The sequence below is a fragment of the Haloarcula sp. H-hyl2 genome (assembly GCF_056934385.1).
The window spans coordinates 661490-686242 of sequence record NZ_JBRIIJ010000001.1 but is presented as its reverse complement, the minus strand read 5'-3'; the positions used below and the strand labels follow the sequence as shown (position 1 = coordinate 686242).

Sequence of the window (24753 nt, the reverse complement as noted above, 5' to 3'; positions counted from 1 at the left end):
GCGTATAATAAGTACCGCAATTCGACCGTTTTTCGCCGCGGAACGCCCGGGATCGGCTGCCCGCAACCGCAGGCTCGTTCCGCTCGCCACTTCGGAGACGCCTCCCGGTGGCCCCTCGTTATCCACCACTGCAACCGCAAGCTCGCGGCTCGCTCCTCTCGCCGTTCGCCACTTCGGAGACGCCTCCCGGTGGTCGGCGTCTCCTACTCCTCACTAACGGTAACCTGCGCTTCTCGAAGGACCTTCTCGGCCATCTCGTAGCCGGGCCGATGGACGTCGGCGATAGCGCCCGGTTCCTCCTCGCTGTCGACCCGCGCGAGTACCTGATGCTGTGTCGGGTCGACCTCCTCGCCGGGGTCGGGATCGATGACCTCGACGCCCTCCGCGTCGAGCACGTCGTCGAACTGGCGCAGCGTCGCCTCGACGCCGTCGCGGATGTCGGCGTCCTCGTCCTGTTCGAGTGCGCGCTGGAGGTTGTCCCGAACGTCGAACAGGCGGGTCACCAGATCCTCGGTGGCCCGTTGTTTCTCCTCTTCCTGGCGCTTCTCCATCCGCTTCTTGAAGTTCTGGAAGTCGGCCTGCTTGCGTTTCAGTTTCGACGCCAGTTCGTCGCGCTCGGCCTCGGTCGATTCCAGGTCCGCTTCGAGACGCTCCGTTCGCTCGCGCAGGGCGGCCAGTTCACGGGCCACGTCCTCGGCGTCCGACTCGGAGACCCGGTCGACGAGGTCGTCGTCGGCCTCGAAGTCACCGTCTTCACCGACGACGTCGTCGAGGTCGATGTCGGCCGTGTCGACATCGTCGGGCGCCTCCTCGATGTCGATCTCCTCGGCGTCACCCTCGTCGGGCGCCGTCTGGTCTTCGGCAGCGTCCTGCTCGGTCATGGGCGGAGAAAGGGTTCCAACGGGTAAAAGAATTCAGAAACGCAAGCGGTCTGGCCACCGGGAACTATGTGGCGGTGGCCCGTCTGCCGCGGTGTATGCGACCGGACCGGCGGACGGTCCCCGCGCAGTCACCGGGTGGGGGAGTGCTGTGAACCGGGACGCGATCTACGTCGAGCGGCGCGTCGACGGCCCGCTGGACGACGTCTGGGACCGAACGCAGGATCCCGGGGAACACGAGCGGTGGGATCTGCGGTTCTCGGAGATCGACTACCTGCCGCGAGAGGACGGCGAACCACAGCGGTTCACCTACCGGACGAACATCGGGTTCGGGCTCGCGGTCGCGGGGACCGGCGAATCCGTCGCGACCAACGAGGACGGGGGCGAGACCACGTCCGTCCTCTCGTTCGCGAGCGACCAGGCGCGCTCGCTCATCACCGAGGGGCGCGGATTCTGGCGGTACGTCGAGACCGACGACGGCCTGCGGTTCCTGACGGAGTACAACTACGAGACGCGCTGGGGTGCGCTCGGCCGCCTGATCGACCGCATCGCGTTCCGGCCGCTGCTTGGGTGGGCAACGGCACTCAGTTTCGATGTGCTGGCCCGGTGGGTCGAGGACGGCACGCCGCCGGAGACGAGCTATCGAGCCCTCCTCGCTCACGCAGTCGCCCGGATCGGACTGGCGCTCATCTGGGTCTACCAGGGGCTGGTCCCGAAGCTCCTTGTCGGCCACCCCGACGAACTCGCCCCGTTTCAGCGGTTGGGCCTGAGCGGGGTGGCCGGCGAGGCAGTCGTCCTCCTCGGGGTCGTCGAACTCGCCGTCGGAGCGATACTGCTCTGGCGCTGGCGGTCGGCCTGGCTGGCCTACCTCGCAGGGCTCGCACCCGTCGCGCTCACGGCCGGCGCGGTCGTCTCGACACCGGGCGTCGCGCTCGGTCCGTACAACCCCGTCGTGACGACCGTCGGGATGGCAGCACTCGGTGTCGTCGCCGGCTCGCTGGCGGACGACCTGCCGACGGCACGGAACTGTCTGCGGACGCCGCCGGAGGACTGACGGAGATGGCTGCGGGAGCGGGCGGTACTGGCGACCACTGGTCCCTCACGGTCGCCGATGCCAGTGCCGGACTCGGTGCTGTCGGCTGGGTGGCGGTCGTCGTCCTCGACGTCTTCGGTCCCATCCGTGAGATCGTCGCACTGGCGATGCTGGTGCTCGTCCCACTGGCCCTGCGGACGGCGGACACGCCACGCCGCGACGGCTCGCGGTCGGTGTGGTACCGGATCGCCGTCGTCGGACAGCCAGTCCTGGCAGTGCCGGGTGTCGTCTCCCTGACGATGACGCCGGGTCTCCGGGCGACCGTGACCGCGCTGCCCTGGACGGTGGCGACGATGGTCGTCGCCGGTTTCGGCGCGTGGCGACTGCTCGGCCGCGGTCCGTGGCCGATCGCCGAGCTATCGGTCGACGCTGGCCTGGCCTACATCGTCGTCGGTGGGGTCGCACTGCTGATCGACCGCGCCGGCGTCTCGCTCGTGTTCCAGCCCGTTATCGTCACGCTGACCATCGTCCACTTCCACTATGCAGGCTCTGTGCTTCCCGTGCTGGCCGGACTGGCAGGACGCGATAGCCCAGGTGGTCGCCTCGGGACATTGCTCCAGGCGACGACGGCCGTCATCGTGGTCGGGCCGGGAATCATCGGCCTCGGGATCACGGCCGCCGCGCTGGACCTCCCGCTGGCCGCTGTCGTCGAATTTACCGCCGTGGCGGGCTTTACGACGGCAGTTGCGCTGTTCTCGCTGACCGTCCTCGTCGGCGTGGTCCCCCGCAGGGAACGAGCCAGCCAGCAGGTCCTGCTCGGTATCGCCTCGCTGTCCGTGACCGTCTCGATGGGCTTTGCCGTCCTCTACGGGCTGGCACGAGCGACGGGCGGGACGTACCTCGGCATCAGTCCCTCGTCGTTCGGTCTGATGGTGACCTATCACGGACAGCTCAACGCCTACGCGTTCGCGCTCCCGGCGCTGGTCGGGTGGCGGCTCGCAATCCCATCCACACGAGCGCGTCGCCCCGGGATCCCGTTCAGCCGGCTCTCGGGTGGCTGGCACGTCGGCACGGAGTTCCTCGAACGGCGCGGACTGACCACCGACGACATCGTCTCGGGGATGCTGGACAGCCTCGATTCGTACGCCCAGCCAGGGTTCGACCCCGACGCCGTCGCGCCCGCAGTCGCGCGGTTCTACGAGCGGTCGGGCGCGTACGAACTCGCGGTCAAGCCGGACTGGTCGCCACCGTGGGGCACCCTGGCAGTGCTGTACCGACCAGTGGTCACCCGGATCGGACAGCTCTCGGTCCCGCTGCGGGCAGCCACGAACGAGGCTGCGCTGCGTGGTAGGGTGGTCGGAGTCGATACTGGCGAGGGCCGCGCCGGCCAGCGGGCCTGGATCCGGTCGAACGCAGATCGGGTCGAGGACGGTCGACAGATGACATACGTCGGCGTCTACGACCGGTACGAGGCCGACGGCCGACCGTACCTCCGTGTAGCGTTCCCGCTCCCCGGTGGGAACCTGACCGGAATCCTCCGCGTCGAGAACGGCGGGGCCGACGGGACCGGACTCGTGCTCTCGTCGGTCCGTGCGCCCGACAACAGCGACGACGCGGGGCTGTATCTCGTCGTCCGCGGGTTCGGCGTTCGGCTGCCTCTGGACGAGCGACTCGTCGTCGAGCGCGACGGCGAGGACGTGCGAGCGACCCACCGCGTCGAAGCGCTCGGTATGCGACTGTTCACGCTCGACTACCACATCTGGCTGGCAGCCGATCCCGGCCAGCGCGCGACGACAGTGGAGTGAGCAACGCGGACCGACTCTGCGGGCGTAGCATTTACACCGGCCGCCCACGGAGCTACCGCTGTGTCGCTCACGCTCTCCTTCGAGGACGGGACTATCCGACTCCAGGGTGACGCCCCGCACGATCTCCCAGGGGTCGAGGCCGATGCCCGCTCGAAGACCGCGCGAGCGCCCGCCTACCGGTACGCGTCCCTTCGCCGAACGCTCGACGAGCGTAGCGTCGCGTACACCGACCACGTGCTGGACCTCACCGAACTGTCGCTCTCGACTACCTACGACCTCCGAGAGTACCAACAGACGGCGCTGGACGCCTGGCGTGCGGCGGGTGACCGGGGCTGTCTGGAACTGCCGACCGGGAGCGGCAAGACGGTCATCGGCATCGCTGCGATGGTCGCACTGGAAACGCCGACGCTCGTGGTCGTCCCGACGATCGACCTGCTGGAACAGTGGCAACAGGAGCTCCAGCGGGAGTTCGACGTTCCGATCGGTCGCCTCGGCGGCGGCGAGCAGCGCGTCGAGGACGTCACCGTCGCGACCTACGACTCCGCATATCTCCGGGCGGACGAACTCGGGGACCGGTTCGGTCTCGTCGTCTTCGACGAGGTCCATCACCTCGGTGGGGAAGGCTACCGCGACATCGCCCGTCTCCTCGCCGCACCCGCGCGGATGGGCCTGACCGCGACGTTCGAGCGCCCCGACGGCGCCCACGAGGTGATCGAGAATCTCGTCGGCCCGCTCGTCCAGCGGGTCGCCATCGACGACCTCGCGGGTGAACACTTGGCGGACTACGACATCAAGCGTATCGAGGTATCGCTGACACCGGCCGAGCGCGAGCGCTACGAGGACGCACAGGGGACCTTCACCGACTACCTCGCACAATCGGGCATCCGGCTCCAGTCTGGGAGCGACTACCAGGAACTCGTCAAGCGTTCGGGGACCGACCCGAAGGCCCGCGAGGCGCTGCTGGCCAAACAGCGGGCCCGCGAGGTCATGATGAACGCCGAACGGAAGGTCGAGCGCCTCGCCGAGATCCTGGACCGCCACCGCGGCGATCGGATCATCGTCTTTACGGCCTTCACCGACCTCGTCTACCGCCTCTCCGAGCGGTTCCTGTTGCCGGCGATCACCCACGAGACGAGTGCCAGCGAGCGACGGGAGATCCTCGACCGCTTCCGGTCCGGAGCGTACTCCCGTGTCGTCACGGCGAACGTCCTCGACGAGGGTGTCGACGTGCCCGACGCCAACGTCGCCGTGGTGCTCTCGGGCAGCGGCTCCGAACGGGAGTTCACGCAGCGCCTCGGACGAATTCTCAGACCGAACGCCGACGGCTCACGGGCACTGCTCTACGAACTCGTCACCGAGGAGACCGCGGAGGAGAACGTCGCCGCCCGTCGCCGGTAGCCCGGTCGTCGGCACACCGGAGGACGACACACAGCAGCGACAAAGCGCCGCTTACCACGCGTCACTCGTGCAACCGATGATATCCGTCGTGGTCCGAGTGGTCGATTCCGGGACCACCGGTCGGGTCGGTGCCCATTTGTATCGCGGTGTCCTCGGATAGACCGTGCTGACGAAGAACCTGCTCCGTATTTCACGCGCCGGTGGGGGATACCAGCCACAGTTCGTCGCTCCGGAGTGGGCCGATCTCGCTGCCCGAGTGCTGGGCGTCTTCCAGGGTCACGTCGGGGAGCAACGGGCAGCCCTCGAAGGGGCGCTCACCGATCTCGAACGGGATGCCGACGATTTCAAACTGGTACGAGGGTTGGCGAAGGTCGTCGAGCGCGAGGCGACCTTCGAGACACGTGCCGACGTGCTACCGGAACGGGCGCGCAGACAGGTCTTCGAGGCTGCGGAGTCGGTCGACGTGGTCACCGAGTCAGAGCGCGCGACAGCGCTGGCGAGGGCGGGAGATCACCTGGGGATCTCCACCGATGCGCTGGAAACAGCGCTCTACGCGGACCGGGAGCAGCGACAGCTACTGACGGCAGTCGACTCGCGGTGGGATCCCGAACAACTCGTCGCGCAGTACAACCTCTCGCTGGCACAGACGGCGCTGTTCGACGCGACCGAAGTACGGGTCCGGTCGTCCGACCCGACGACACTGGTATCGACGATCAAACGGCTTCGATTGCTCTACGAGATCCAGCGAACACCCGGTGGCCAGGAGGTCGTCGTCACCGGTCCGGACGCGTTGTTCTCGAACACCAGACGCTACGGGACGCGCTTCGCACGCCTCCTGCGGACGGTCGCGACAGCGTCCGAATGGACCCTCACCGCGACGATCGACGACCGCGGGACTGAACGGGAGATGCATCTGTCGGCGGCGGACGTCTCTGTGCCAGGTGTCGAACCGATCACCGAGGTCACGTACGACAGCGGCGTCGAAGCGGAGTTCGCTGCTCGCTTCGAAGCGCTGGGACTGGACTGGGAACTAATCCGTGAGCCAGCGCCACTGGAGGCCGGTGAACACGTCGTCGTGCCGGATTTCGCGTTCGACTGGCGACCGGGAAGCGATACCGGCGTCCGTGACACACCATCCGGAGACCCGGCGTTCCGTGTGTACTTCGAGATCATGGGGTTCTGGACGCCGGAGTACGTCGAGAAGAAGCTATCCCGACTGTCCGACCTGGAAGACGTCGAGATGCTGGTGGCAGTCGACGACTCGCTGGGCGTCGGGGAGGCCATCGAGGCGCACGATCACCGGGCGATCCCGTATTCGGGGACGGTCCGTGTCAAGGACGTCCGGGACGCCTTGCGGCCCTACGAACAGCGACTCGTCGCCGAGAGCGCAGACTCGCTGCCGACGTCACTGAACCCCGGGAGCGACGTCGTGACACTGTCGGCACTGGCAGCGGAGTACGGCGTCAGCGAGGACGCCATCGAGGACAAGGCCTTCCCGGAACACGAACGGGTCGGACGGACACTGATCCGACCGACGGTCCTCGCGGCCCTCGACGAGGAGATAGCGGCCGGGATGTCACTGGCCGAGGTCGAATCGACGCTCGACGAGCATGGCATCGACGACGACAGTGCCGTCCTCTCACGATTGGGGTACCGTGTGGAGTGGGAGGGCCTGAGCGGTGGAACGGTCCGTGAGCGTGATGGGGGCTGACAGGTCCCTGGACGGGGCGCGACGCGGGACGGGACACGATCGCTGACCGCGCCGCGGTACTGATCAGGTCACGGGGACGGGTGGCCGCGTCTCCGGTTATAAAACTCCGCCGAGGGTCGGGCGATCGCTATAGAGTGCTTACCGGTGGCCCGTACCGGCGGCGATCCGCTAGTGTGTTTATACCTAACAACGAACGGCGGGTACGCTCGCGGCGATGACAGCTATCAAGATCATCAAAGTACTCGGCACGTCGACCGAGAGCTGGGAAGATGCGGCCGCCGAGGCGGTCGAGCGTGCGAGCGAGACTATCGACGACATTCACGGCGTCGAAGTGGAGGACTGGACGGCCAACGTCACCGACGGCGGGATCACGGAGTACAAAGCGACCGTCGAAGTGGCGTTCCCGGTCCAGAACCGACAGACCTAATCGCGGAGTTCGCGGCGGCGGCCCTTCGGGACCTGGGACCGCAGTTCACCGTAGACGAAGAGCCCGACACCGACCGGTTCGGAGTCGCCGGCGACGTCGTGGGTGACGACGAGATAGCCCCAATCGCCGTCCCACGCTACCTCCTGGTCCTCACCGGCGACGAACGCGGCCGCCTGCTCTCGATCGAGGTGGACGACGTTGGTCGTCGCGTGGTGACCGAACCGCTGGACCGCTTCCAGCGTCGGCTTCCAGTGTTCCTGTCGCGTCCGCAGGAAGGTCATCCCCAGGCCCTCGATGTCGACCGGCGACGGGGGATTGCCACGGTAGAGCCAGATCTTGCCGGCCCCGCGCTCCCAGAAGGTGTGGTCGGCGAAGGTCTCGGGTGGGACGCCGAAGCGCTCGGTCCAGAAGTCGAGAACCTCCGTTCTCGTGGCTCGGTCGGCGTCCTCGCGCTCGTCGTCAGTCGCGGGGAGTCGCGTGAACTGCGTGCTGTCGTTGCTCATCCGGTCACCTCCAGTTTCGCACAGAAGAACCCACCCGTGTCGTTGTGGTGTGGGTAGATGCGTTTGGCCTTCGCGACCGCGGGGTCGAACGACTCGCCCTCCCACTCGGTGATGCCGTCGCAGTGGGTCAACGGCAGTTCGTAGTCGACGAGGGCGCAGTCTTCGGCGTCGAGAACGTGGTCCAGCACTGCTTCGTTCTCCTCGGGGGCGAACGTACACGTGGAGTAGACGACCGTCCCGCCGGGCTCGGTGACCTGGACAGCCCGCGTGAGGATGCCCTTCTGGACGCCGGCGACGCCCTCGACGTGGCTCATCGACCAGTCTTCGAGCGCGTCTGGGTTCTTGCGGATGGTGCCCTCACACGAGCAGGGGACGTCGACGAGTGCGCGGTCGTAGCCGGCGCCGTCGAAGGGTTTGAGCGAGTGGTTGCGGCCGTCCTCGTGGGTGACCGCGACGCTGGTCGCGCCGAGTCGTTCGGTGTTGGTCCGCAGGGCCGAGATCCGCCCGAGGTTGTTGTCCGTGGCGACCACCTCGCCGATGTCGTCCATCAGCGCCGCGAGTTGCGTCGTCTTGCTGCCGGGGGCTGCACAGGCGTCCCAGACACGTTCGCCCGGTTGCGGGTCCAGGACTGTCGCCGGGACCGCCGAGACCTCCTCCTGGCCGTGGATCCAGCCGTGGAAGTACGGCCAGTTCGCGCCGGCAGACTCCTCGGGAAGGACGAACAGGCGGTCGTGCCAGTCGACCGGGTCCGCAGCGATACCCGCCTCGTCCAATGCGGCGACGACCTGCTCGACGGTCGCTTTGATCGTGTTGACCCGGATCGCCGACGGGAGCGGGCGCTCACAGGCCGCGCGGAACGCCTCGAAGTCGTCGACGATGGGGCGATACCGTTCCAGTGCTTCCATTGCCACCGGATTTGCCGGCGGGTCGCTTGTGGGTTTCGAAGGGCTGTCCGACCGGGCGTAGCCCCGGCTTTCAAGCCGACGGCGGCCGACTATCAGGTATGGCGCACGTACAGGTACACCGGGACGATATCGCCCTCGACTCACCGACACTCGTCGAGGGGCTTCCCGGCCTCGGCCTCGTTGGGAAGATCGCCGCAGACCATCTCGTCGACGTCTACGACATGGAGTACTACGCCTCCTGTCACTGCGATGGCCTGCCCGAGATAGCCGTCTACGCGGAGGGAGACCCGACCGTCAGGCCACCGGTCCGCATCTACGCGAATCCCGAGGAGGACCTGCTGGTCCTCCAGAGCGACGCGCCGGTCTCGCCGTCCGGGGCGACCGAGTTCGCCGGCTGTCTCGTCAGCTGGTTCGACGCCAACGACGTGACACCGCTCTTTCTCAGCGGGATGCCTGCCGACCAGAACGACGAGCCTCCGGAGGTGTACGGCATCGCGACTGGCGACGGCGCCGAGATGCTCGAGGACGCCGATGTCCCGCTCCCGAACGAAGCCGGGGCGGTCACGGGGCCGACCGGCGCGCTGATCCACGAGGCCCAGCGAACCGGGCTGACGGGCGTCGGACTCGTCGTCGAGGCCGACCAGCAGTTCCCGGACCCGGCGGCCGCCAGGGCCGTTCTGGAGACGGCCATCGGCCCGCTCGGTGACTTCGAAGTCGACACCGAGGCCCTGGTCGAACAGGCGGACCAGATCGCAAAGGCCAAACAGCGGCTGGCCGAGCAACTCCAAGAGAGCGGGGACGACAGCACGAGTGCCCGGCCGCTGGGGATGTACCAATAATGGTCTCGGCGTCGGGCCTCGCCAGGGTCGCCATCGCAGTCGTCGCTGCTGTGGTGGCAGCGGTGGTCGGCTGGCTCCTGTTCCTGCGGTTCTCGGCCGACCTCGCAGACCTGATCGGTGTCCTGCTGGTCATCGGGACGATACTGGGCGCGCTCAAGATCGGCGGAAACATCGCCGAGACGCTGTTTCCCTCGTACAACGTGGCAGAGGTAGCCGTCGAGGGGCCGATCACCCGCGACGGCGGCGGTGGGATCACCACGCCACCCACTGGCGCCAGCGCAGACGACATCGTCGACCAGATCGAGCAGGCGGACGACGACCGTGGCGCACAGGCACTCCTCCTGAAACTCAACACGCCCGGCGGACAGATCGTCCCCAGTGAGGATATCCGACTGGCTGCCGAACGCTTCGAGGGACCGACAATCGCCTACGCGACCGACGTCTGTGCCAGCGGCGGCTACGACATCGCCGCCGGGTGTGACGAACTCTGGGCGCGCGACGGGTCGATCGTCGGCTCGATCGGCGTCATCGGCTCGCGTGTCAACGCCAAGGACCTGGCCGACCGGGCCGGCCTCTCCTACGAGCAGTTCACGGCCGGCGAGTACAAGGACGCAGGGACGCCGCTGAAGGAGATGACCGAGGACGAACGGGCGTACCTCCAGGGGATCGTCGACGACTACTACGACCAGTTCGTCGAGACCGTCGCCGAGGGCCGCGAGATGGACAGCGAGACGCTGCGGGAGACGGAGGCCCGGATCTTCCTGGGCGAGGACGCCGCGGAGCGCGGACTCGTCGACGAACTCGGCACCCGCGAGGACGTCGAGGAGTATCTGGGCGAGCGACTGGGCGAGGAGACCGCCGTCAGGGAGTTCACCCCAGAGCGTGGCCTGGCGGGGATGCTCCGCGGCGGCGCTCAGCAGGTCGCGTACGCGCTCGGTGCGGGTGTCGCGAGCGCCTTCGACGGGGGTGGCGACGTCGACGGCCTCCAGTTCCGTCGATGACCGCCCGCCCGCGAGGGTTTTTTATTTCACGGGCGTCTCTGGCTCACTGTGACCACGCTGGTGGTGTGTATCGACCGGGACAGCCCCGTCTCGACGACGTACCCGGTCGTCGGCCGGACAGCCGTCGAGCCGCTCATCACCGAGACCGGCGTCGCCGACCCCGAGGACAGCCGTGTGAACTGCCTCCTCGAAGGGCTCCGTGTCGCCGACGAACTCGACGCCGACGGGAGCGACCCGGTCCTGGCGGTGGTCGGCGGTGGTGCCGACAGCGTCGGGACGGACCGACACATCGCCTCACAGACGGAAGAGTTGGTTGCGGAGTACGAGCCCGATTCCGCCATCGTCGTCGTCGATAGCGCCGACGACGAACGCCTGGTCCCGATCGTCGAGAGCCGCGTCCAGGTCGACGCCGTCGACCGGGTCGTCGTTCGCCAGGCCAGAGACATCGAGTCGACGTACTACCTGCTCAAGCAGTTCCTGGCCGACGAGGAACTCCGGAAGACGGTGCTGGTTCCGCTCGGGCTGGCCCTGCTGGCGTTTCCGGTGCTGCTCGTCGTTGCAAACTCGACGACCATCGCCATCGGTGCCATCGCCGCCGCGGCCGGCGCGTTCCTCATCTACAAGGGCCTGGGGATCGACACCTACCTCTCGCGCCTGCCCAGCGAGACCAAGGAAGCGCTGTACTCGGGGCAGGTGTCGCTCGTGACCTACGTCGTCGCGGTCGGCCTCTCGCTCGTTGGGCTGTTCGCCGGTGCACTGGGCGTCTCGGACGTCCAGAACCCGGCGTCGTTCGTCCTGGTCAACCGCTTCGCGTTCGACAGCGTCCCCTGGCTCACCGCGGCCGCGCTCGCGGCCTCGCTGGGCCGACTACTCGACGAACTGATCCAGCGTGAGGGCATCCGCAGCGCCTACGTCAACCTCCCGTTCGGCGCAGTGGCCGTCGGCCTCGTCGTCCGGGGCTTCTCGGCGTACTTCCTGGAGCGTGGCGGCGTCTTCGAGCCGTTCCGGGTCACCGAGACCGACCTCGGCGTCGTCGTCATCCAGGGGTTCACCATGGAGGCAGGGACCCGACTGGCGGTGTTCATCCTCGCTGGTATCCTCATCAGCCTGCTGGGTGTCCGTGTCGCGGCCTACGTCAGCCGCAACGAGATAGAAGGCGAACTAGCGGAATAGACAGCGATTTACACCGCCGTCGGCTACCCTTCTTCATGACAGACGGCGCGTGGGTCTCGCTGTTCTCCGGCGGCAAGGACTCCTCGTGGGCGCTCTACCGGGCGCTCGAACGCGGTTACTCGGTCGAACGACTGGTGACGGTCCACCCCGAGGGCGACTCGTACATGTACCACGTCCCGGCGACGAGACTGGCGAGTCTGGCCGCCGAGAGCGTCGGCATCCCGCTGCTGGAGGTCGAACCGGACGACTTCGGCGCCGACGACGTCCCGGATGCGGGTGTCCAGGGCGACGAGGAACTCGAACCGCTGGAGGCCGCGCTCCGTGACCTCGATGCCGAACTCGACGACGGCATCAAGGGCGTGACCGCCGGCGCAGTCGAGAGCGAGTACCAGACCACGCGCATCGAGGCGATGGCCGAACGGCTCGAAGCGCAGGTGTTCGCCCCGCTCTGGCAGGAGGACCCGCGAGCGCTGGCCGACGCGATGCTCGACGCCGGCTTCGAGATCAGGATCATCCGCGTCGCCGCCTACGGCCTCGACGAGTCCTGGCTCGGGCGCACACTCGACGCCGACGCGCTGGACGAACTCGAAGCGCTCAAGGACGAGTACGGCGTCCACATCCTCGGGGAAGGCGGCGAGTTCGAGACGCTGGTGACCGACGGCCCCCACATGGACCGGCGTCTCGAACTCGAGTACGACACCGAGTGGGATGGGACGCGGGGCACACTCCGAATCGAGGACGCCTGGCTGGCCGAGTAAGGCAGGGCACCCCCAGACTGTTCTCACCCGCGCTCTATCTCGTCCCGTTCGTAGGTCGCCTCGTAGCCGAGACGCCGGCCGATCGGGGCAAGCAGTGACGCGCCGAACTGTTGGAGGCCGACCGGGACGGCCGCGGGATAGGCAGTCGCGTTCGGGTAGGCGTCGATCCAGACGGCGATCTGGAGGGGGCTGGGGACGCCGTCTTCGTCGGTCTCGCCGGCCTGTGCCAGCGCGTAGACGCTCTCGGCCCACGCCTCGTCCTCGAACGCCGGCCGGCGCTCCCAGATCACACGGATCGGCTCGTTGGTCGGGTTCCAGTGGCGGTGTGGCACGTCCCGCGGGAGCGTGACCGCTTCGCCTTCGGAGAGCGTCTCTGCGTCGCCGTCGACGGCGACCCGGAGCCGACCCGATACCACCTCCCAGCGCTCGTTCTGCTTGGGGTGGACGTGTTCGAAGTCGTTGTCGAGCCCCCAGGGTTCGTGGGCCAGGTCGGCGTCACCGTCGCTGGGATACATCGTGCTCTCGAACCGGACGAACTCGGCGTCGGTCTCCTCGGCCCCCTTCCTGACGAGGTGGGGCGCCGCTTCGTGGATGTCGGGACTCCCCTCGACCATGGTCGATACGTCACCGTGCCAACCACATAGAAGTTTGCTAGCAATCGACAATGTCCGCTCACAGTCACCGCGTCGTTTATCCGCGTCGACGGGTACCACAAAGGTATGACAGAGGAAGACGATGGCACCGGTGGTGGTGGGTTCACCATCGACTGGGACGAGGTCGACGAGGAGACCCGCGAGGAACTGGAGTCACTGGAGGTCCCCGAGCCAAAGGAGACCGACGTCGACATCGCCGACAAGATCAACGAACAGAACGTCAAAGGACGGATCGACCGCCTGGAGGCGGCCTACGACGAGGTGCCGGTCACCGAGGAGACGTTCGAACTCTCGCCCGAGGAGTACGCCGACGTCTACTCGGCGACCCAGGGGACGGGCTACGACGGCAACAGCGTCGTCTTCGTCACCCGTGACGGCGAGTCGCTGCCCGACCTGAGCGAGAACATCCCGGAGCAGGCTGCACACGACACGCGCGACCGAGTCCTGATGGTGCTGGGCCGGGGTGCCGACCTCTGGGCGTTGCCCGGCGACGGGAAGGGCGGTCAGTACGAGTCCATCCAGGAGACCGCGGTCCGTCGGGTCCACGAGCAGACCGGTATCCGGTGTACCATCACCGGCGTCGAGGAGGTCTTTCACCGCAAGTACTACCCCGACACCGACGCCGACGGCTCCGTCCACACGCTGGACGTCTACTTCCAGGCCGAGTACAAGAAGGGGTCCATAGACGTCGACGAGTCGGAACTGACCGGCGCCGCGTGGTTCGCCGAGCCACCCGAACAGCTCACTGAAGGGGCCGAGCAGATCTGGGAGCGGTTCGTCGACGAGTCCTGACAGGGTTCAGTGCTCGACGAACTCGACGAGGACGCCGCCAGTCGATTGTGGGTGGAGGAAGGCGACCTCGTGGCCCCACGCACCCGGTCGCGGTTCCTCGTCGACGAGATCGATCCCGTTGTCGACGGCAGTTGCCAGCGCCGCCTCGATGTCTGCGGTCGCCAGCGCGACGTGGTGGATACCCGGTCCGTTGCGGTCGAGGTAGCGTGGGATGGCCCCCTCGGCATCGGGCAGTGGCTCCAGTAGCTCGAAGTAGCCGTTGCCGAGATCGAGGAAGGTCACCGACAGGCCGTCGAAGGTTTCCTCGTGAGCGACCGGCGCGTCGAAGGCCGTCGCGTACAACGCCGCGAGCGCGTCGGCGTCGTCGGTGGCGACGCCGGCGTGATCGAATCGCATAGCGGGGCTTCGTTCGGGCGCTATTTAACTCCGGGCGAGGGGGCTACTCCTCGCGCAGTCGTTCCAGTCGCCGCTCGAACTCCTCGTCACTCAACTCGCCGCGTGCGTAGGTCTGCCTGAGTTCCTCGACAGCCGGGTCGTCCGCGCCGTCGGTTCCGACCGACCGGACGAGCAGGTAGCCCAGTGCACCGACGATGCCAAGGAAGACCAGCGGGATCACGAACCCGAGCCCCCACAGCCAGCCTGGGCCAGCGCCGCCGCCGTACATGCCGCCACCGCGCATCCCGTCACCGTACATCCCGTCGCCGTGCATGCCACCGCCCCACATCCCGCCACCCCACATCCCACCGCCCATCCCACCGGTGAACATTCCGACGGTCATCATCAGTAGCGGGAAGACGAGCAGCGCTCCCAGCACGAGGACGACGAGTCCGGCCAGCCGGCGGTCGCTCACCGTCGTGGTCACGGCCGATCACTCCCGCGGCAGGGTTCGGGGTACATACCTGAGACTACGGCGGCACTATTCAATGCAGTTACCATTAAGATTGTAAAGTTTCGCCCGTCGGAGACAGTCGAATCGAAAGTCGATGGCGGTATTCGTGCTGCTACATCGACGAGCCGGGCTGGTACTCGCCGAAGACGTCCCGGAGGGTGTTACAGATCTCGCCGGTCGTGGCGTAGGCTTTCACGGCGTCGACGAGGTACGGCATGAGGTTCTCGTCGCCCCGAGCCGCGTCTTCGAGTGCTTCGAGGGCGTCCTCGACCGCCTCGTCGTCTCGGTCCGCACGTAGCGCGGCGACGGTCTCCCGCTGGGCCTCCTCCAGTGCCTCGTCGACCTCCGCGATGTCCTGCTCGCCCTCCTCTTCGACCTCGTACTCGTTGACGCCGACGATGATGCGGTCGCCGGCCTCCTGCTCACGCTGGCGCTCGAAGGCGACGTCCTGGATCTGGCGCTGGACCCACTGGGTCTCGATGGCCTTGCGCATCCCGCCGCGGTCATCGACCTCGGCGATGAGATCGCGGGCGTCTGCCTCCAGTTCGTCGGTCAGCGATTCGACGTAGTAACTGCCGGCCAGCGGGTCGATGGTGTCGGCGGCGCCGGACTCGTGGGCGAGGATCTGCTGGGTCCGCAGGGCCGTCCGCACCGACTTCTCGGTCGGCAGGCCGATGGCCTCGTCTTTCCCGTTGGTGTGGAGGCTCTGTGTCCCACCGAGGACGGCCGCGAGCGCCTGGTAGGCCACCCGGACGACGTTGTTCTCGATCTGCTGGGCCGTCAGGGTCGAGCCGGCAGTCTGGGTGTGGAACTTCAGCTGTTTCGACTTGGGGTCGTCCGCGTCGTACCGCTCGTCGATCAGCGACGCCCACAGCCGGCGGGCCGCCCGGAACTTCGCGACCTCCTCGAAGATGTTGTTGTACGAGGCGAAGAAGAAGGACAGTTGCGGAGCGAACTCGTCGACGTCCAGGCCGGCCTCGATGGCCGCCTCGACGTACGCCAGGCCGTTGGCCAGCGTGAACGCGATCTCCTGGGCGGCCGTCGAGCCCGCCTCGCGGATGTGATAGCCCGAGATGGAGATGGTGTTGAAGCTGGGGACCTCGGTCGCACAGAACTCGAAGATGTCGGTGATGAGCCGCATCGACGGCTCGGGCGGGTAGATGAACGTGTTCCGGGCGATGTACTCCTTGAGGACGTCGTTCTGGATGGTGCCACGCAGTTCCTCCCGGTCGACGCCCTGGCGGTCGCCGACGGCGATGTACATCGCCAGCAGGACCGCGGCGGGCGCATTGATCGTCATCGAGGTCGAGACCTCGTCCAGTGGGATCCCGTCGAAGACCGTCTCCATGTCCCGCAGCGAGTCGATGGCGACGCCGGTCTTGCCGACCTCGCCGGCCGCCATCGCGTCGTCGGAGTCGTAGCCCATCTGAGTGGGCAGGTCGAACGCCATCGAGAGGCCGGTCTGACCCTGGTCCAGCAGGTAGTTGAACCGCTCGTTGGTCTCGCGAGCAGTCCCCATCCCGGCGTACTGGCGCATCGTCCAGAGTCGCCCGCGGTAGCCAGTCGAGTAGACGCCGCGCGTATACGGCTCCTGGCCGGGGAAACCCAGGTCCTCGTCGTAGTCCAGATCGGCGACGTCGGCGGGGGTGTACAGCCGGTCTACCTCGTGCCCCGCCGTATCCGTGGTGAACGTCTCCTCGCGTTCGCCGAAGCGGTCGACGGTCGGCTGGACCTCGCTGTCCTCCCACTCGGCTTTCGCCTCGCGGATGCGGTCCAGCTCCTCGGGGTCGAACATGCGCGGGACGTCGGACGGCGCGGGCTTAAGCGTTCGCTCGGTCTTGCATGGTTGTTCACGTCGCCGACGCGCCGTCGGGCGACTCCTCCAGGCGGTAGCTGAACGCTCGGAGCGTGTCCCGACCGGTGTCGGTCAGCTCGACGACCTTCGAGCGGCCACGCTCGCGGACGGCGACGTAGCCCGCCTCTCGAAGGGGGTCCAGCACGTTGCTGTCCAGTAGCCGGTACTCGCTCTTGCGGTTGGCGGGCTCCCGGTCCGCGAACACCGGCAATCCTGCCTCGCGGGCGTACTCGATGAGATCACGCTTCCGGACGTGGCCGTCCTGGTCGAGGTAGTCGAGGACTGCGACGTGCTGGCGGTCGGGACTCTCCATCGGATAGGTCGGTAGTTCGGTCAGTTCCCGGATGCCCTCGGCGACGTCGCCCTCGCTCTCGGCGGCGTAGCGCTCGGCCCGGACGTAGTACGGCGTCGCGCCGGTCGCCATGCAGGCGATCATGCCGCCGATCGCGGTGACCTTGCTGCCCGAGGCGAGGTTGACGTGGACGTCCTCGTCGGCGAAGGCCGTCGCCACCTCCGCGACGGTCCCGATGGAGTCATAGAAGTCGAAGATGTCACACGGGACCGTCTCGTGGTCGATGCCCGCCTCGTCGAGGCGCTCGCGGATGGTCTCGACGTACGAGGGGTGATCTGTCTCGTCGGTGTACGCCAGCAGGACGACGTGGTCGGCCCGGAGGCGCTGGGCCGGCAACACCACCCGGTCGTTCTCGTAGCCGACCGGCATCACGTGGACGCGTTCCTGGACCTCCATGGAGTACTGTCCCGCCGGGTCGCACCTAAAGACTGTGACGACAACATTGACACAGACGACATAGTGTCGGTTCCGACAGGAGAGTAGCTTTACCCGGACCGCCGCTGGCTCTCCACATGAGCCCCGACCCACTGATGGAGGCCGACGCGACGGTCGCAAAGAGTCTCGCCGCCGAACGCGACCGCCAGCGCAGGACGCTGTCGATGATCGCCAGCGAGAACCACGCGAGCGAGGCGGTCCTGCGCGCCCAGGGGTCGGTGCTGACTAACAAGTACGCCGAGGGCTACCCCGGCGACCGCTACTACGGCGGCTGTGAGCACGTCGACGAGATTGAGAGCGTGGCCGTCGAGCGAGCGAAGTCGCTGTTCGACGCCGACCACGCGAACGTCCAGCCCCACTCAGGTACGCAGTCGAATCTGGCGACCTATCTGGCGGTCCTGGAGCCCGGTGACACTATCCTCTCGCTGGAGCTGGCAAGCGGCGGCCACCTCTCACACGGCCACGACGCCTCGGCCGTCTCGGACCTCTACGAAGTCGTTCACTACGACGTCGACCCCGAGTCCGGCTACATCGACTACGGCGCGGTGCGGGAGCAGGCCGAGACCGTCGCCCCGGACCTCGTCGTCTCGGGGTACTCGGCCTATCCTCGCGTCCCCGACTGGGAACGGTTCCAGGCTATCGCCGAGGCCGTCGACGCCGTCCACGTGGCCGACATCGCCCACATCACCGGCCTGGTCGCCGCCGGCGCGGTCCCCTCGCCGGTCGGCGTCGCCGACGTGGTGACCGGGTCGACCCACAAGACCATCCGCGCGGGCCGTGGCGGCATGGTGCTGGCCAGTCCCGAGTACGCCGACGCCGTCGACCGAGCGGTGTTCCCCGGCTGCCAGGGCGGGCCGCTGGCCCACAATCTCGCGGGGAAGGCCGTCGGCTTCCGGGAGGCACAGACCGACGCCTTCGCCGACTACGTCGACCGTATCGTCGACGGCACCGTGGCGCTCGCCGACCGCCTCCGCGAGCGCGGTCTCGATCTGGTCACCGGCGGTACCGACCACCACTTCGTCCTCGTCGACCTCCAGGACACCCACCCGGAGACGACAGGCCAGACGGTCGAGGACTCGCTCGCCGAGGCCGGCATCGTCACCAGCAAGTCCGCAGTGCCGGGCGACCCGCGGCCGCCGACCGTCGCCAGCGGCGTCCGACTGGGCACCCCCGCGCTGGCCGCACGCGGCATGGGCCCGGCGGAACTCCGGACCGTCGCCGACTGCATCGCTCGCGTCGTCGACGCGCCGGGGGACGACACGACGCTGGCCGCCGTTCACGAGACCGTCAGTGACTTGTGCGAGCAGTTCTCGATGTACGAGACCAGGCCTCCCATCGACACATGACCACGCTATCGCTCGACATCCGCCGTGCCCGTCCCACCGACATCGACAGACTGCGTGAACTCCACCACGTCGCGATGCTGTCGGCCGACGAGTACGTCGCCGACGCGGCCGACGAGGACCTCCAGGACCTGCAGTCGCACTACTACGACCGGGGCGGGGAGTTCCTGGTTGGTACACTGGATGGGATCATCGTCGCGATGGGCGCCTACGCGCCACCAGGCGAGGTCTGTGACGCGGACGCGTCCGGACGGACGATGGAGCTGTGTCGGATGCGGGTCGACCCGAGCCACCAGCGCCGCGGGTTCGGCCGGCAGGTCTACACCGTGCTCGAACGCCGCGCCCGGAAGGCCGGGATCGAGACGCTCGTCCTGAACACCGGCCGATCCCAGCGTCGGGCCCAGGAGTTCTACGAACGAATCGGCTTCGAGCGGGTGCGGGCCGAGCAGTTCACCGTCGGGAGCGAGTCGATGACGCTGGTCTGCTACCGGAAGCGGCTCTGAGTTCGTTCGACGGGACGTTTATCAGACTGCTGCTCCGAACTGCGTGCATGGCAATCGAAGCGGGCGACGGCGTCACCATCGAGTACGTGGGTCGGTTCGAGGACGGGACGATATTCGACACGTCCCGCTACGAGGTCGCAGCGGAGCACGGCCTGGCCGAGGCACGGGACGCCGACCCGAGCAACTACAAGGCACTCTCCTTCCGGGTCGGGAACCGCGACGTCATCGCCGGGCTGGACGACGCCCTCGTCGGCCTCGGCGAGGGCGAGGAAGCGACGATCACGGTCGCTCCGGACGAGGCGTACGGCCCCGTCGACGACGACAAGGTCAGGGAGTACGATCCCGCGACCTTCGAGGCGATGGTCGGCGCCGAACCCGAGGTCGGGATGCACGTCCACGCCGAGAACGACCTGCACGGCGACGTGACCGCGGTCCGTGAGGAGGCCGTCGAGGTGGACTTCAACCACGAACTCGCCGGCAAGACGCTCGTGTTCGAGGTCGAAGTGATCGACGTCTGGGGCTAGCTCGTGTCGTACTTGTAGGTCGCTTCGTCCGGGTCGATCCCGAAGTCCTCGGCGGACTCGTCGGGTTCGGACTCGGTGGCCTCCTGGGCCGACGCGGCTTTGAACCGCTCGCGGAAGCGGTCGGGCATCCGGAAGCGGTCGACCTGGAGTCGCAGCGGGACGGCGTCGGGCTGGATGTTCTCCTGTTTGGTCACCAGGCGCTCACGCAGTTTGTCGGGCAGTTGTTCGGGCTCGATGCGCTCGAAGCCGAACTGCCCCAGATACGCCGCCGCGTTCGTCAGCGAGTAGACCACGTCGAACCCCTCGTCGGTGGCGTACTCGACCAGGCGCTCGATGACGTGTGCACCGACGCCCTGCCCGCGCCACTCGTCGAGGACACCGATGCTCGTCAGTTCGCAGTACTCGGCGTCGTCGGTCTTGTGGATTCGGATCCGGCCGAACCCGGCCTTCTCGTGACTCTGCTCGTCGATGGCGACGACGTAGTCACGGGAGCGGAACGCTGTCTCGTCCAGTCCCATCTCCTCGATGCGGTCCAGCAGCCAGACCTCCTCACGGTTTTTTGCGTCCCGGACGTACATACATCGGCCTTGGCTGGCCACGGCAAAAGGGTTTGCCGGTGTCCCAGACTGGCCTGATCACCGCACGGGCGCACAACTTCTTTGGCTTGTGTCATCGAGTGGACTGTATGGGCACCGACGAGGGCGACTACCGACACGTACCGTCCCGCGAGTTCGTCGCATCGACGAACGTCTGGGAGTTCATGCAGACCTACGACATCGCGGACTACGAGGAACTCGTCGCGCGGACGACCGGCGAGGCGGGCGAGAATCCACCCGCGGGCGTCGAGTGGTTCTGGGACGAACTCGTCGACTATCTGGGCATCGAGTTCTTCGAGCCGTACGACGCAGTCCGGGAGCGCCGGTCCCGCGAGGTCGGCGGCGAGACCTACGACGGACCGCAGTTCACCGACTGGTACCCCGGCGGCCGGATCAACGCCGCCTACAACGCCCTCGACAGGCACGCCGCCCGCGACAGCGGGAGCCGCAATCACGCCGCCATCGTCTGGGAGGGGGAACCCGGGGACGTCCGAGAGATCAGTTTCCACACGCTCGACCGCCAGGCCAGCCAGGTCGCCAACTATCTCGAATCCGTCGGCGTCGGGACGGGCGATACGGTCGGCCTCTACATGCCGATGGTACCGGAGGTCGCGGCCATCCTCTATGGCTGTCTGAAGGTCGGCGCCATCGCCGTGCCGATCTTCTCGGGCTTCGGCGTCGACGCGACGGCGACCCGACTCGCCGACGCCGAGTGTTCTGTGCTGTTCACCGCCGACGGCTTCTACCGTCGCGGGTCGGTCGTCGGACTCAAGGAGAGTGCCGACGAGGCCATCGAAGACGCCAGCGAACGCCTGGACGGCGACGGCGTCGAACACACCGTCGTCTACGACCGCGTGGGGACCGCCGACGACCCGGAGGAGACGCTCCAGTGGACCCGACGCGACGAGTGGTGGCGCGACGCAGTCGGCGACCAACCGGACAGTTACGAGGCGAAATCGCTGCCAAGCACGCAGGCGTCGATGCTACTGTACTCCTCGGGGACGACCGGGAAACCGAAGGGCATCGTCCACACCCACGCCGGCGCACTGTTGCAGGCCGCCAAGGAGGTGTACTTCGGCTTCGACCACGACCCGGCCGACCGGTTCTTCTGGGTCAGCGACATCGGCTGGATGATGGGGCCCTGGACGCTGCTGGGCAACCACGCCTTCGGCGGGACCGTCTTCATGTACGAGGGCGCGCCCGACCACCCCGAGCCGGACCGCTTCTGGTCGATGATCGACCGCCACGACCTGACGGTGTTCGGCGTCTCGCCGACGGCTATCCGCGCGCTCCGCAAACAGGGCGAAGAGTGGCTGGACGGCCACGACCTCTCCAGTCTGCGACTGCTCGGGTCGACCGGCGAGCCCTGGGACGAGGAGAGCTGGGAGTGGTTCTACGAGCACGTGGGGAACGGATCGTGCCCCATCATCAACATCTCGGGCGGGACCGAGATCATGGGCTGTTTCCTGATGCCGATGCCGATCCAGTCGCTGAACCCCTGTACGCTCGGTGGGCCAGGACTCGGGATGGACGTCGACATCGTCGACAGCGAGGGGGAGTCGGTCGTCGACAGCCACGAGCGAGGGTATCTGGTCGCACGTGACTCCTGTCCCTCGATGACGCGGTCGCTGTGGGACGGCGACGAGCGCTACGTCGCGGAGTACTGGTCGACCTGGCCGGACCTGTGGGACCACGGCGACTGGGCCCAGAAGGCCGAGGACGGCCTCTGGTACCTCCACGGTCGGGCCGACGATACGCTCAACGTCGCGGGCCGGAAGGTCGGCCCCGCGGAGGTCGAGGGCGCGGCCATCGAACACCCGGCGGTCAACCAGGCCGCCGCCGTCGGCGCGCCGGACGACACCACGGGGACGGCTGTGGTCCTCTACGTCGTGCTCCACCCCGAGTACGAGGCCGACGACGACCTCGCGGCGGCGATCAGCGAGACGGTCGGCGCGGAACTCGGGAAGCCGTTCCGCCCGCGGGAGGTGCTGTTCGTCGACGCGTTCCCGAAGACCCAGAGTGGGAAGATCGTCCGCCGCGCTATCGCGTCGGTCTACCGTGGCGAGGACCTGGGCAATCTCTCCAGCATCGAGAACCCGGAGGCGTTGGATGCACTCGAAGACGCGACGTAGCTCCCGCTGGAGCGTCGCACAGACGGAAGAACACGGTATTCAGACTGCTTCGGAGACAGCGCCACCGCCGTGTTCGTCGACGGAATCGCCGTCCCGGCGGACGTACTCCACGCCCGCGACGAAGGCGATAGCCCAGACGGTCAGGAGCGCCCCGCCGACCAGTCCGAGGCTCGATTCGATGGCGGGGAAGCCGATCGATACCACGCCGAGGACGATCGCGAGCAGGCCGCTACTCCAGGCGGCGAAGCGCCAGTCCCGCTTGCGGAAGACGGCGAGTGCCCCCATCAGCACCACGAGCGCGGCGGTGATCGCCATCGCGCCGTAGTGGACGAACAGGACGTGCTCGTCCATCGGGCCGACCTGCTTGAGCGTCTCGATGCCGGCGAACGCGAGCAGCGGGACGGCTCCGAGGGTGAACAGCCCGGCGAGGCGCCTGTCGACACGGTCGACGATGTCGAACCGCATGAGCGAACGGCCGGCCGGGTGCAACACGAGCGCGACGACCGCGAGCGCGCTGGTGGTCATGAATCCCGTGAACAGCGGCGAGTTCGCCAGGAAGGCGAACACCGCGACGACGATCACGCCGAAGACGGGTGCCAGGATAGTGTTGACCCGTTCACGCGGGTGGTACAGCATGATCGCGAACGGGACGAGGATGGCGATCCAGAGCAGTCCCGAGATCACCATGTCGTGGACCTGGTGGATCCCGAACTCACCGCCCCAGCTGAGGAACAGCGCCAGGAGTACCTCTACGGGCGTCAGCGCGACGTTGAGCCCGATGATCGCCAGCCCGACGAGCGAGAACGCGGCGAGGCGCACCTTCTCGACGGTCGAGAGCGAACCCCACCGGGAGCCGCTCGATTCCGAGGTTGTAACTGTGGTTGCCATAGTCGATCAATTTATATACGCTCGGCGACAGCTTATACCTAGCTAGACAATTGTTAGCACACGTCCGATAGCGTTTCTACCGGCCACACAGACCGTTTCCGTCGGAGCCGTGGACGAAAACCAGGTACCGGCAGAGTGGTCGCGAAATCAGTCCGCTGGCTGCTCCTGTGCCGGCGGGTCGAGCGCGAGCAGCCCCGGCAGTGCCAGCAGCGCGACCGCCAGTTCGGCGCCACCGGCGACGAGGAATGCGGCGAGATAGCCCACTTCGCCGGCGACGAGGCCGCCCACGAGGATGCCCGCGAGGAAGCCGACGCTGCCGACGGCGTTGAAGCCGGCCATCGCCCCGCCGCGTTCGGCCGCACCGGCCAGGTCGGTGACCAGTGCCATCGTCGCGGGCGCCATCAGGGCGCCGATGACGCCGACGACGACCATGCCGACACCGGCAAGCAGGACCGTGGGAGCGAGGCCGACGCCGACGACCGCCAGTCCGTAGAGCGTCGACCCAGCGGCGACCGGCACCGTCCGCCCGATACGGTCCGAGAGGACGCCGAAGGGGTACTGCAGCAGGGCGAACGGCGCGAAGAAGAGCGCGAGCATCACGCCCGTCTCCGCCGGCGTCAGCGAGAACGCCGTCCGGAAGTACAGCGTCCCGACGAGCGCGAAGAAGCCGGCCGTCAGGCGGTCGACGAAGCCGAAGGTGTACGGGATCGCCAGCGTCGGCGTCCCCCGAAGGCCGGCCAGCGCGTCGCGAATCCGCCCGCTGTCGGCCGGGCTTCGGTCGGTCAGCAGCGTCGCCAGGAACGCGACCACCAGGAGGAGGCCGCCGGCGACCGCCAGCGGGAGCGTCGGCGAGACGCCGTATAGCTGGCCGCCGAGCGGTGCCCCCAGTGCCGTCCCCGACCCGATCGCGATGCCCGCAGCACCCATGTTCTTGCCGTGGCCGCCCGAGAGGTCCATCAGCATCGTCATCGACAGCGAGAACGGAGCGATGGTCGCCGCGCCCTGGAGTGCCCGGACGAGCAGGACCGTCTCGAAGGAGACCGTCGTTAGAGTCGGTAACCACGCCAGCAGTCCGTACAGGAGCCCACCGAGGACGGCTCCAGCGACGATGAACGGCAGCCGTCGCCCGGTGGCGTCGCTCAACAGCCCCCAGACGCCCGCGAAGGCGACGAAAGCCGCGAACTCGGCGGCGAGGAACCACATACTGGCGTCGAGGTCCGTCTCGGCGCCCAGAGCCCGCACGAGCGTGTCGACGCCCGGATAGAGCAGCACCTGCGCGAGCAGGACGGCGAAGACGACCCCGGCCAGGATCGAGCGCTCCCGGCGAACGTTCACACCGGTAGTAGGGGAACGAGTGGAA

At 67.6% G+C, this 24753-nt stretch carries 25 protein-coding genes; 14 read left to right on the top strand and 11 right to left on the bottom strand.

What is annotated here, in order from left to right; all coding sequences use genetic code 11:
• Positions 1 to 203: 203 nt before the first annotated feature.
• Entirely contained in the window at positions 204 to 881 is a 678-nt protein-coding gene (locus Hhyl2_RS03625; protein ID WP_483549369.1) for a nucleotide exchange factor GrpE, read from the bottom strand.
• 148 nt (positions 882 to 1029) lie between these two features.
• On the opposite strand from Hhyl2_RS03625, the gene Hhyl2_RS03620 reads away from it, so the two are divergent.
• From Hhyl2_RS03620 to Hhyl2_RS03600, 5 genes are all read left to right on the top strand, one after another.
• Entirely contained in the window at positions 1030 to 1932 is a 903-nt protein-coding gene (locus Hhyl2_RS03620) for a DoxX-like family protein (protein ID WP_483549368.1), read from the top strand.
• A 5-nt stretch (positions 1933 to 1937) separates the two neighbouring features.
• Positions 1938 to 3716: a YndJ family protein gene (locus Hhyl2_RS03615; protein WP_483549367.1), complete on the top strand. Its 1779-nt coding sequence runs from the start codon at positions 1938 to 1940 to the stop codon at positions 3714 to 3716.
• Between the two features lie 60 nt (positions 3717 to 3776).
• Positions 3777 to 5114 (top strand): DEAD/DEAH box helicase family protein, encoded by a 1338-nt coding sequence (locus Hhyl2_RS03610; RefSeq protein WP_483549366.1) that lies wholly within the window; start codon positions 3777 to 3779, stop codon positions 5112 to 5114.
• Between the two features lie 163 nt (positions 5115 to 5277).
• The gene (locus tag Hhyl2_RS03605; RefSeq protein WP_483549365.1) at positions 5278 to 6825 is read left to right on the top strand and encodes a DUF790 family protein; all 1548 of its coding nucleotides are present in this window, start codon (positions 5278 to 5280) and stop codon (positions 6823 to 6825) included.
• 214 nt (positions 6826 to 7039) lie between these two features.
• A complete protein-coding gene (locus tag Hhyl2_RS03600) occupies positions 7040 to 7252 on the top strand; it encodes a dodecin family protein (RefSeq protein WP_483549364.1) in 213 nt (70 codons plus the stop codon).
• On the opposite strand, the gene Hhyl2_RS03595 is transcribed toward Hhyl2_RS03600, so the two are convergent.
• Together Hhyl2_RS03595 and Hhyl2_RS03590 are read right to left on the bottom strand one after the other, a co-directional pair.
• Positions 7249 to 7755, bottom strand: a complete 507-nt coding sequence (locus Hhyl2_RS03595) for a DUF7122 family protein (protein WP_483549363.1) — start codon at positions 7753 to 7755, stop codon at positions 7249 to 7251. The two genes, Hhyl2_RS03600 and Hhyl2_RS03595, sit on opposite strands and share 4 nt — an antisense overlap.
• The gene (locus Hhyl2_RS03590; RefSeq protein ID WP_483549362.1) at positions 7752 to 8660 is read right to left on the bottom strand and encodes an RsmB/NOP family class I SAM-dependent RNA methyltransferase; all 909 of its coding nucleotides are present in this window, start codon (positions 8658 to 8660) and stop codon (positions 7752 to 7754) included. The genes Hhyl2_RS03595 and Hhyl2_RS03590 overlap by 4 nt, the downstream gene beginning before the upstream one ends.
• A gap of 98 nt (positions 8661 to 8758) precedes the next feature.
• Here Hhyl2_RS03590 and Hhyl2_RS03585 point away from each other — a divergent pair, with 98 nt between their 5' ends.
• The 4 genes from Hhyl2_RS03585 to Hhyl2_RS03570 are packed head-to-tail and all read left to right on the top strand — an operon-like array spanning position 8759 to position 12431.
• Entirely contained in the window at positions 8759 to 9499 is a 741-nt protein-coding gene (locus Hhyl2_RS03585; RefSeq protein ID WP_483549360.1) for a proteasome assembly chaperone family protein, read from the top strand.
• A complete protein-coding gene (gene sppA / locus Hhyl2_RS03580) occupies positions 9499 to 10500 on the top strand; it encodes a signal peptide peptidase SppA (RefSeq protein ID WP_483549359.1) in 1002 nt (333 codons plus the stop codon). Before Hhyl2_RS03585 ends, sppA begins: the two co-directional genes overlap by 1 nt.
• Positions 10501 to 10548: 48 nt before the next feature.
• Positions 10549 to 11673: a DUF373 family protein gene (locus Hhyl2_RS03575; protein ID WP_483549357.1), complete on the top strand. Its 1125-nt coding sequence runs from the start codon at positions 10549 to 10551 to the stop codon at positions 11671 to 11673.
• Between the two features lie 35 nt (positions 11674 to 11708).
• Positions 11709 to 12431 (top strand): diphthine--ammonia ligase, encoded by a 723-nt coding sequence (locus Hhyl2_RS03570; RefSeq protein WP_483549356.1) that lies wholly within the window; start codon positions 11709 to 11711, stop codon positions 12429 to 12431.
• Positions 12432 to 12454: 23 nt separating this feature from the next.
• Here the strand turns inward: Hhyl2_RS03570 and Hhyl2_RS03565 are convergent, their stop codons facing one another.
• Positions 12455 to 13045 (bottom strand): cupin domain-containing protein, encoded by a 591-nt coding sequence (locus tag Hhyl2_RS03565; protein WP_483549355.1) that lies wholly within the window; start codon positions 13043 to 13045, stop codon positions 12455 to 12457.
• A 105-nt stretch (positions 13046 to 13150) separates the two neighbouring features.
• On the opposite strand from Hhyl2_RS03565, the gene Hhyl2_RS03560 reads away from it, so the two are divergent.
• On the top strand, positions 13151 to 13876 hold the full coding sequence (locus tag Hhyl2_RS03560) for an NUDIX domain-containing protein (RefSeq protein WP_483549354.1): 726 nt from the start codon (positions 13151 to 13153) through the stop codon (positions 13874 to 13876).
• A gap of 6 nt (positions 13877 to 13882) precedes the next feature.
• Here Hhyl2_RS03560 and mce read toward each other — a convergent pair whose 3' ends face one another.
• The 4 genes from mce to Hhyl2_RS03540 form a co-directional block, all read right to left on the bottom strand.
• Positions 13883 to 14272, bottom strand: a complete 390-nt coding sequence (gene mce / locus Hhyl2_RS03555) for a methylmalonyl-CoA epimerase (protein WP_483549353.1) — start codon at positions 14270 to 14272, stop codon at positions 13883 to 13885.
• Between the two features lie 43 nt (positions 14273 to 14315).
• Entirely contained in the window at positions 14316 to 14738 is a 423-nt protein-coding gene (locus tag Hhyl2_RS03550; protein ID WP_483549352.1) for an SHOCT domain-containing protein, read from the bottom strand.
• Positions 14739 to 14877: 139 nt separating this feature from the next.
• Complete coding sequence (locus Hhyl2_RS03545; RefSeq protein WP_483549351.1) at positions 14878 to 16560, bottom strand: acyl-CoA mutase large subunit family protein; 1683 nt, start codon at positions 16558 to 16560, stop codon at positions 14878 to 14880.
• 55 nt (positions 16561 to 16615) lie between these two features.
• A complete protein-coding gene (locus tag Hhyl2_RS03540; RefSeq protein ID WP_483549350.1) occupies positions 16616 to 17368 on the bottom strand; it encodes an HFX_2341 family transcriptional regulator domain-containing protein in 753 nt (250 codons plus the stop codon).
• 116 nt (positions 17369 to 17484) lie between these two features.
• Between Hhyl2_RS03540 and Hhyl2_RS03535 the strand changes: the two genes are divergently transcribed.
• The 3 genes from Hhyl2_RS03535 to Hhyl2_RS03525 are packed head-to-tail and all read left to right on the top strand — an operon-like array spanning position 17485 to position 19777.
• The gene (locus tag Hhyl2_RS03535; protein WP_483549349.1) at positions 17485 to 18753 is read left to right on the top strand and encodes a serine hydroxymethyltransferase; all 1269 of its coding nucleotides are present in this window, start codon (positions 17485 to 17487) and stop codon (positions 18751 to 18753) included.
• Entirely contained in the window at positions 18750 to 19253 is a 504-nt protein-coding gene (locus Hhyl2_RS03530; protein WP_483549348.1) for a GNAT family N-acetyltransferase, read from the top strand. The genes Hhyl2_RS03535 and Hhyl2_RS03530 overlap by 4 nt, the downstream gene beginning before the upstream one ends.
• A gap of 47 nt (positions 19254 to 19300) precedes the next feature.
• Positions 19301 to 19777, top strand: a complete 477-nt coding sequence (locus Hhyl2_RS03525) for an FKBP-type peptidyl-prolyl cis-trans isomerase (protein ID WP_483549347.1) — start codon at positions 19301 to 19303, stop codon at positions 19775 to 19777.
• Here Hhyl2_RS03525 and Hhyl2_RS03520 read toward each other — a convergent pair.
• Entirely contained in the window at positions 19774 to 20355 is a 582-nt protein-coding gene (locus Hhyl2_RS03520) for a GNAT family N-acetyltransferase (RefSeq protein WP_483549346.1), read from the bottom strand. The genes Hhyl2_RS03525 and Hhyl2_RS03520 overlap by 4 nt on opposite strands.
• A 107-nt stretch (positions 20356 to 20462) precedes the next feature.
• On the opposite strand from Hhyl2_RS03520, the gene Hhyl2_RS03515 reads away from it, so the two are divergent.
• Positions 20463 to 22505: an AMP-binding protein gene (locus Hhyl2_RS03515; RefSeq protein WP_483549345.1), complete on the top strand. Its 2043-nt coding sequence runs from the start codon at positions 20463 to 20465 to the stop codon at positions 22503 to 22505.
• Between the two features lie 39 nt (positions 22506 to 22544).
• Here Hhyl2_RS03515 and Hhyl2_RS03510 read toward each other — a convergent pair whose 3' ends face one another.
• Both Hhyl2_RS03510 and Hhyl2_RS03505 read right to left on the bottom strand, forming a co-directional pair.
• Entirely contained in the window at positions 22545 to 23393 is an 849-nt protein-coding gene (locus Hhyl2_RS03510) for a hypothetical protein (RefSeq protein ID WP_483549344.1), read from the bottom strand.
• Between the two features lie 147 nt (positions 23394 to 23540).
• A complete protein-coding gene (locus Hhyl2_RS03505) occupies positions 23541 to 24728 on the bottom strand; it encodes an MFS transporter (protein WP_483549343.1) in 1188 nt (395 codons plus the stop codon).
• Positions 24729 to 24753 lie beyond the last annotated feature (25 nt).

What these genes read in the sequence shown, in the direction of transcription:
- Hhyl2_RS03560 (WP_483549354.1), top strand. Translation starts at nt 13,151, where the DNA reads ATGACAGAGGAAGACGATGGCACCGGTGGTGGTGGGTTCACCATCGAC.
- Hhyl2_RS03570 (WP_483549356.1), top strand. Translation starts at nt 11,709, where the DNA reads ATGACAGACGGCGCGTGGGTCTCGCTGTTCTCCGGCGGCAAGGACTCC.
- Hhyl2_RS03510 (WP_483549344.1), bottom strand. Translation starts at nt 23,393, where the DNA reads ATGGCAACCACAGTTACAACCTCGGAATCGAGCGGCTCCCGGTGGGGT.
- sppA (WP_483549359.1), top strand. Translation starts at nt 9,499, where the DNA reads ATGGTCTCGGCGTCGGGCCTCGCCAGGGTCGCCATCGCAGTCGTCGCT.
- Hhyl2_RS03565 (WP_483549355.1), bottom strand. Translation starts at nt 13,045, where the DNA reads ATGGTCGAGGGGAGTCCCGACATCCACGAAGCGGCGCCCCACCTCGTC.
- Hhyl2_RS03530 (WP_483549348.1), top strand. Translation starts at nt 18,750, where the DNA reads ATGACCACGCTATCGCTCGACATCCGCCGTGCCCGTCCCACCGACATC.
- Hhyl2_RS03545 (WP_483549351.1), bottom strand. Translation starts at nt 16,560, where the DNA reads ATGTTCGACCCCGAGGAGCTGGACCGCATCCGCGAGGCGAAAGCCGAG.
- Hhyl2_RS03525 (WP_483549347.1), top strand. Translation starts at nt 19,301, where the DNA reads ATGGCAATCGAAGCGGGCGACGGCGTCACCATCGAGTACGTGGGTCGG.
- Hhyl2_RS03540 (WP_483549350.1), bottom strand. Translation starts at nt 17,368, where the DNA reads ATGGAGGTCCAGGAACGCGTCCACGTGATGCCGGTCGGCTACGAGAAC.
- Hhyl2_RS03520 (WP_483549346.1), bottom strand. Translation starts at nt 20,355, where the DNA reads ATGTACGTCCGGGACGCAAAAAACCGTGAGGAGGTCTGGCTGCTGGAC.
- Hhyl2_RS03625 (WP_483549369.1), bottom strand. Translation starts at nt 881, where the DNA reads ATGACCGAGCAGGACGCTGCCGAAGACCAGACGGCGCCCGACGAGGGT.
- Hhyl2_RS03590 (WP_483549362.1), bottom strand. Translation starts at nt 8,660, where the DNA reads ATGGAAGCACTGGAACGGTATCGCCCCATCGTCGACGACTTCGAGGCG.
- mce (WP_483549353.1), bottom strand. Translation starts at nt 14,272, where the DNA reads ATGCGATTCGATCACGCCGGCGTCGCCACCGACGACGCCGACGCGCTC.
- Hhyl2_RS03535 (WP_483549349.1), top strand. Translation starts at nt 17,485, where the DNA reads ATGAGCCCCGACCCACTGATGGAGGCCGACGCGACGGTCGCAAAGAGT.
- Hhyl2_RS03515 (WP_483549345.1), top strand. Translation starts at nt 20,463, where the DNA reads ATGGGCACCGACGAGGGCGACTACCGACACGTACCGTCCCGCGAGTTC.
- Hhyl2_RS03595 (WP_483549363.1), bottom strand. Translation starts at nt 7,755, where the DNA reads ATGAGCAACGACAGCACGCAGTTCACGCGACTCCCCGCGACTGACGAC.
- Hhyl2_RS03600 (WP_483549364.1), top strand. Translation starts at nt 7,040, where the DNA reads ATGACAGCTATCAAGATCATCAAAGTACTCGGCACGTCGACCGAGAGC.
- Hhyl2_RS03615 (WP_483549367.1), top strand. Translation starts at nt 1,938, where the DNA reads ATGGCTGCGGGAGCGGGCGGTACTGGCGACCACTGGTCCCTCACGGTC.
- Hhyl2_RS03585 (WP_483549360.1), top strand. Translation starts at nt 8,759, where the DNA reads ATGGCGCACGTACAGGTACACCGGGACGATATCGCCCTCGACTCACCG.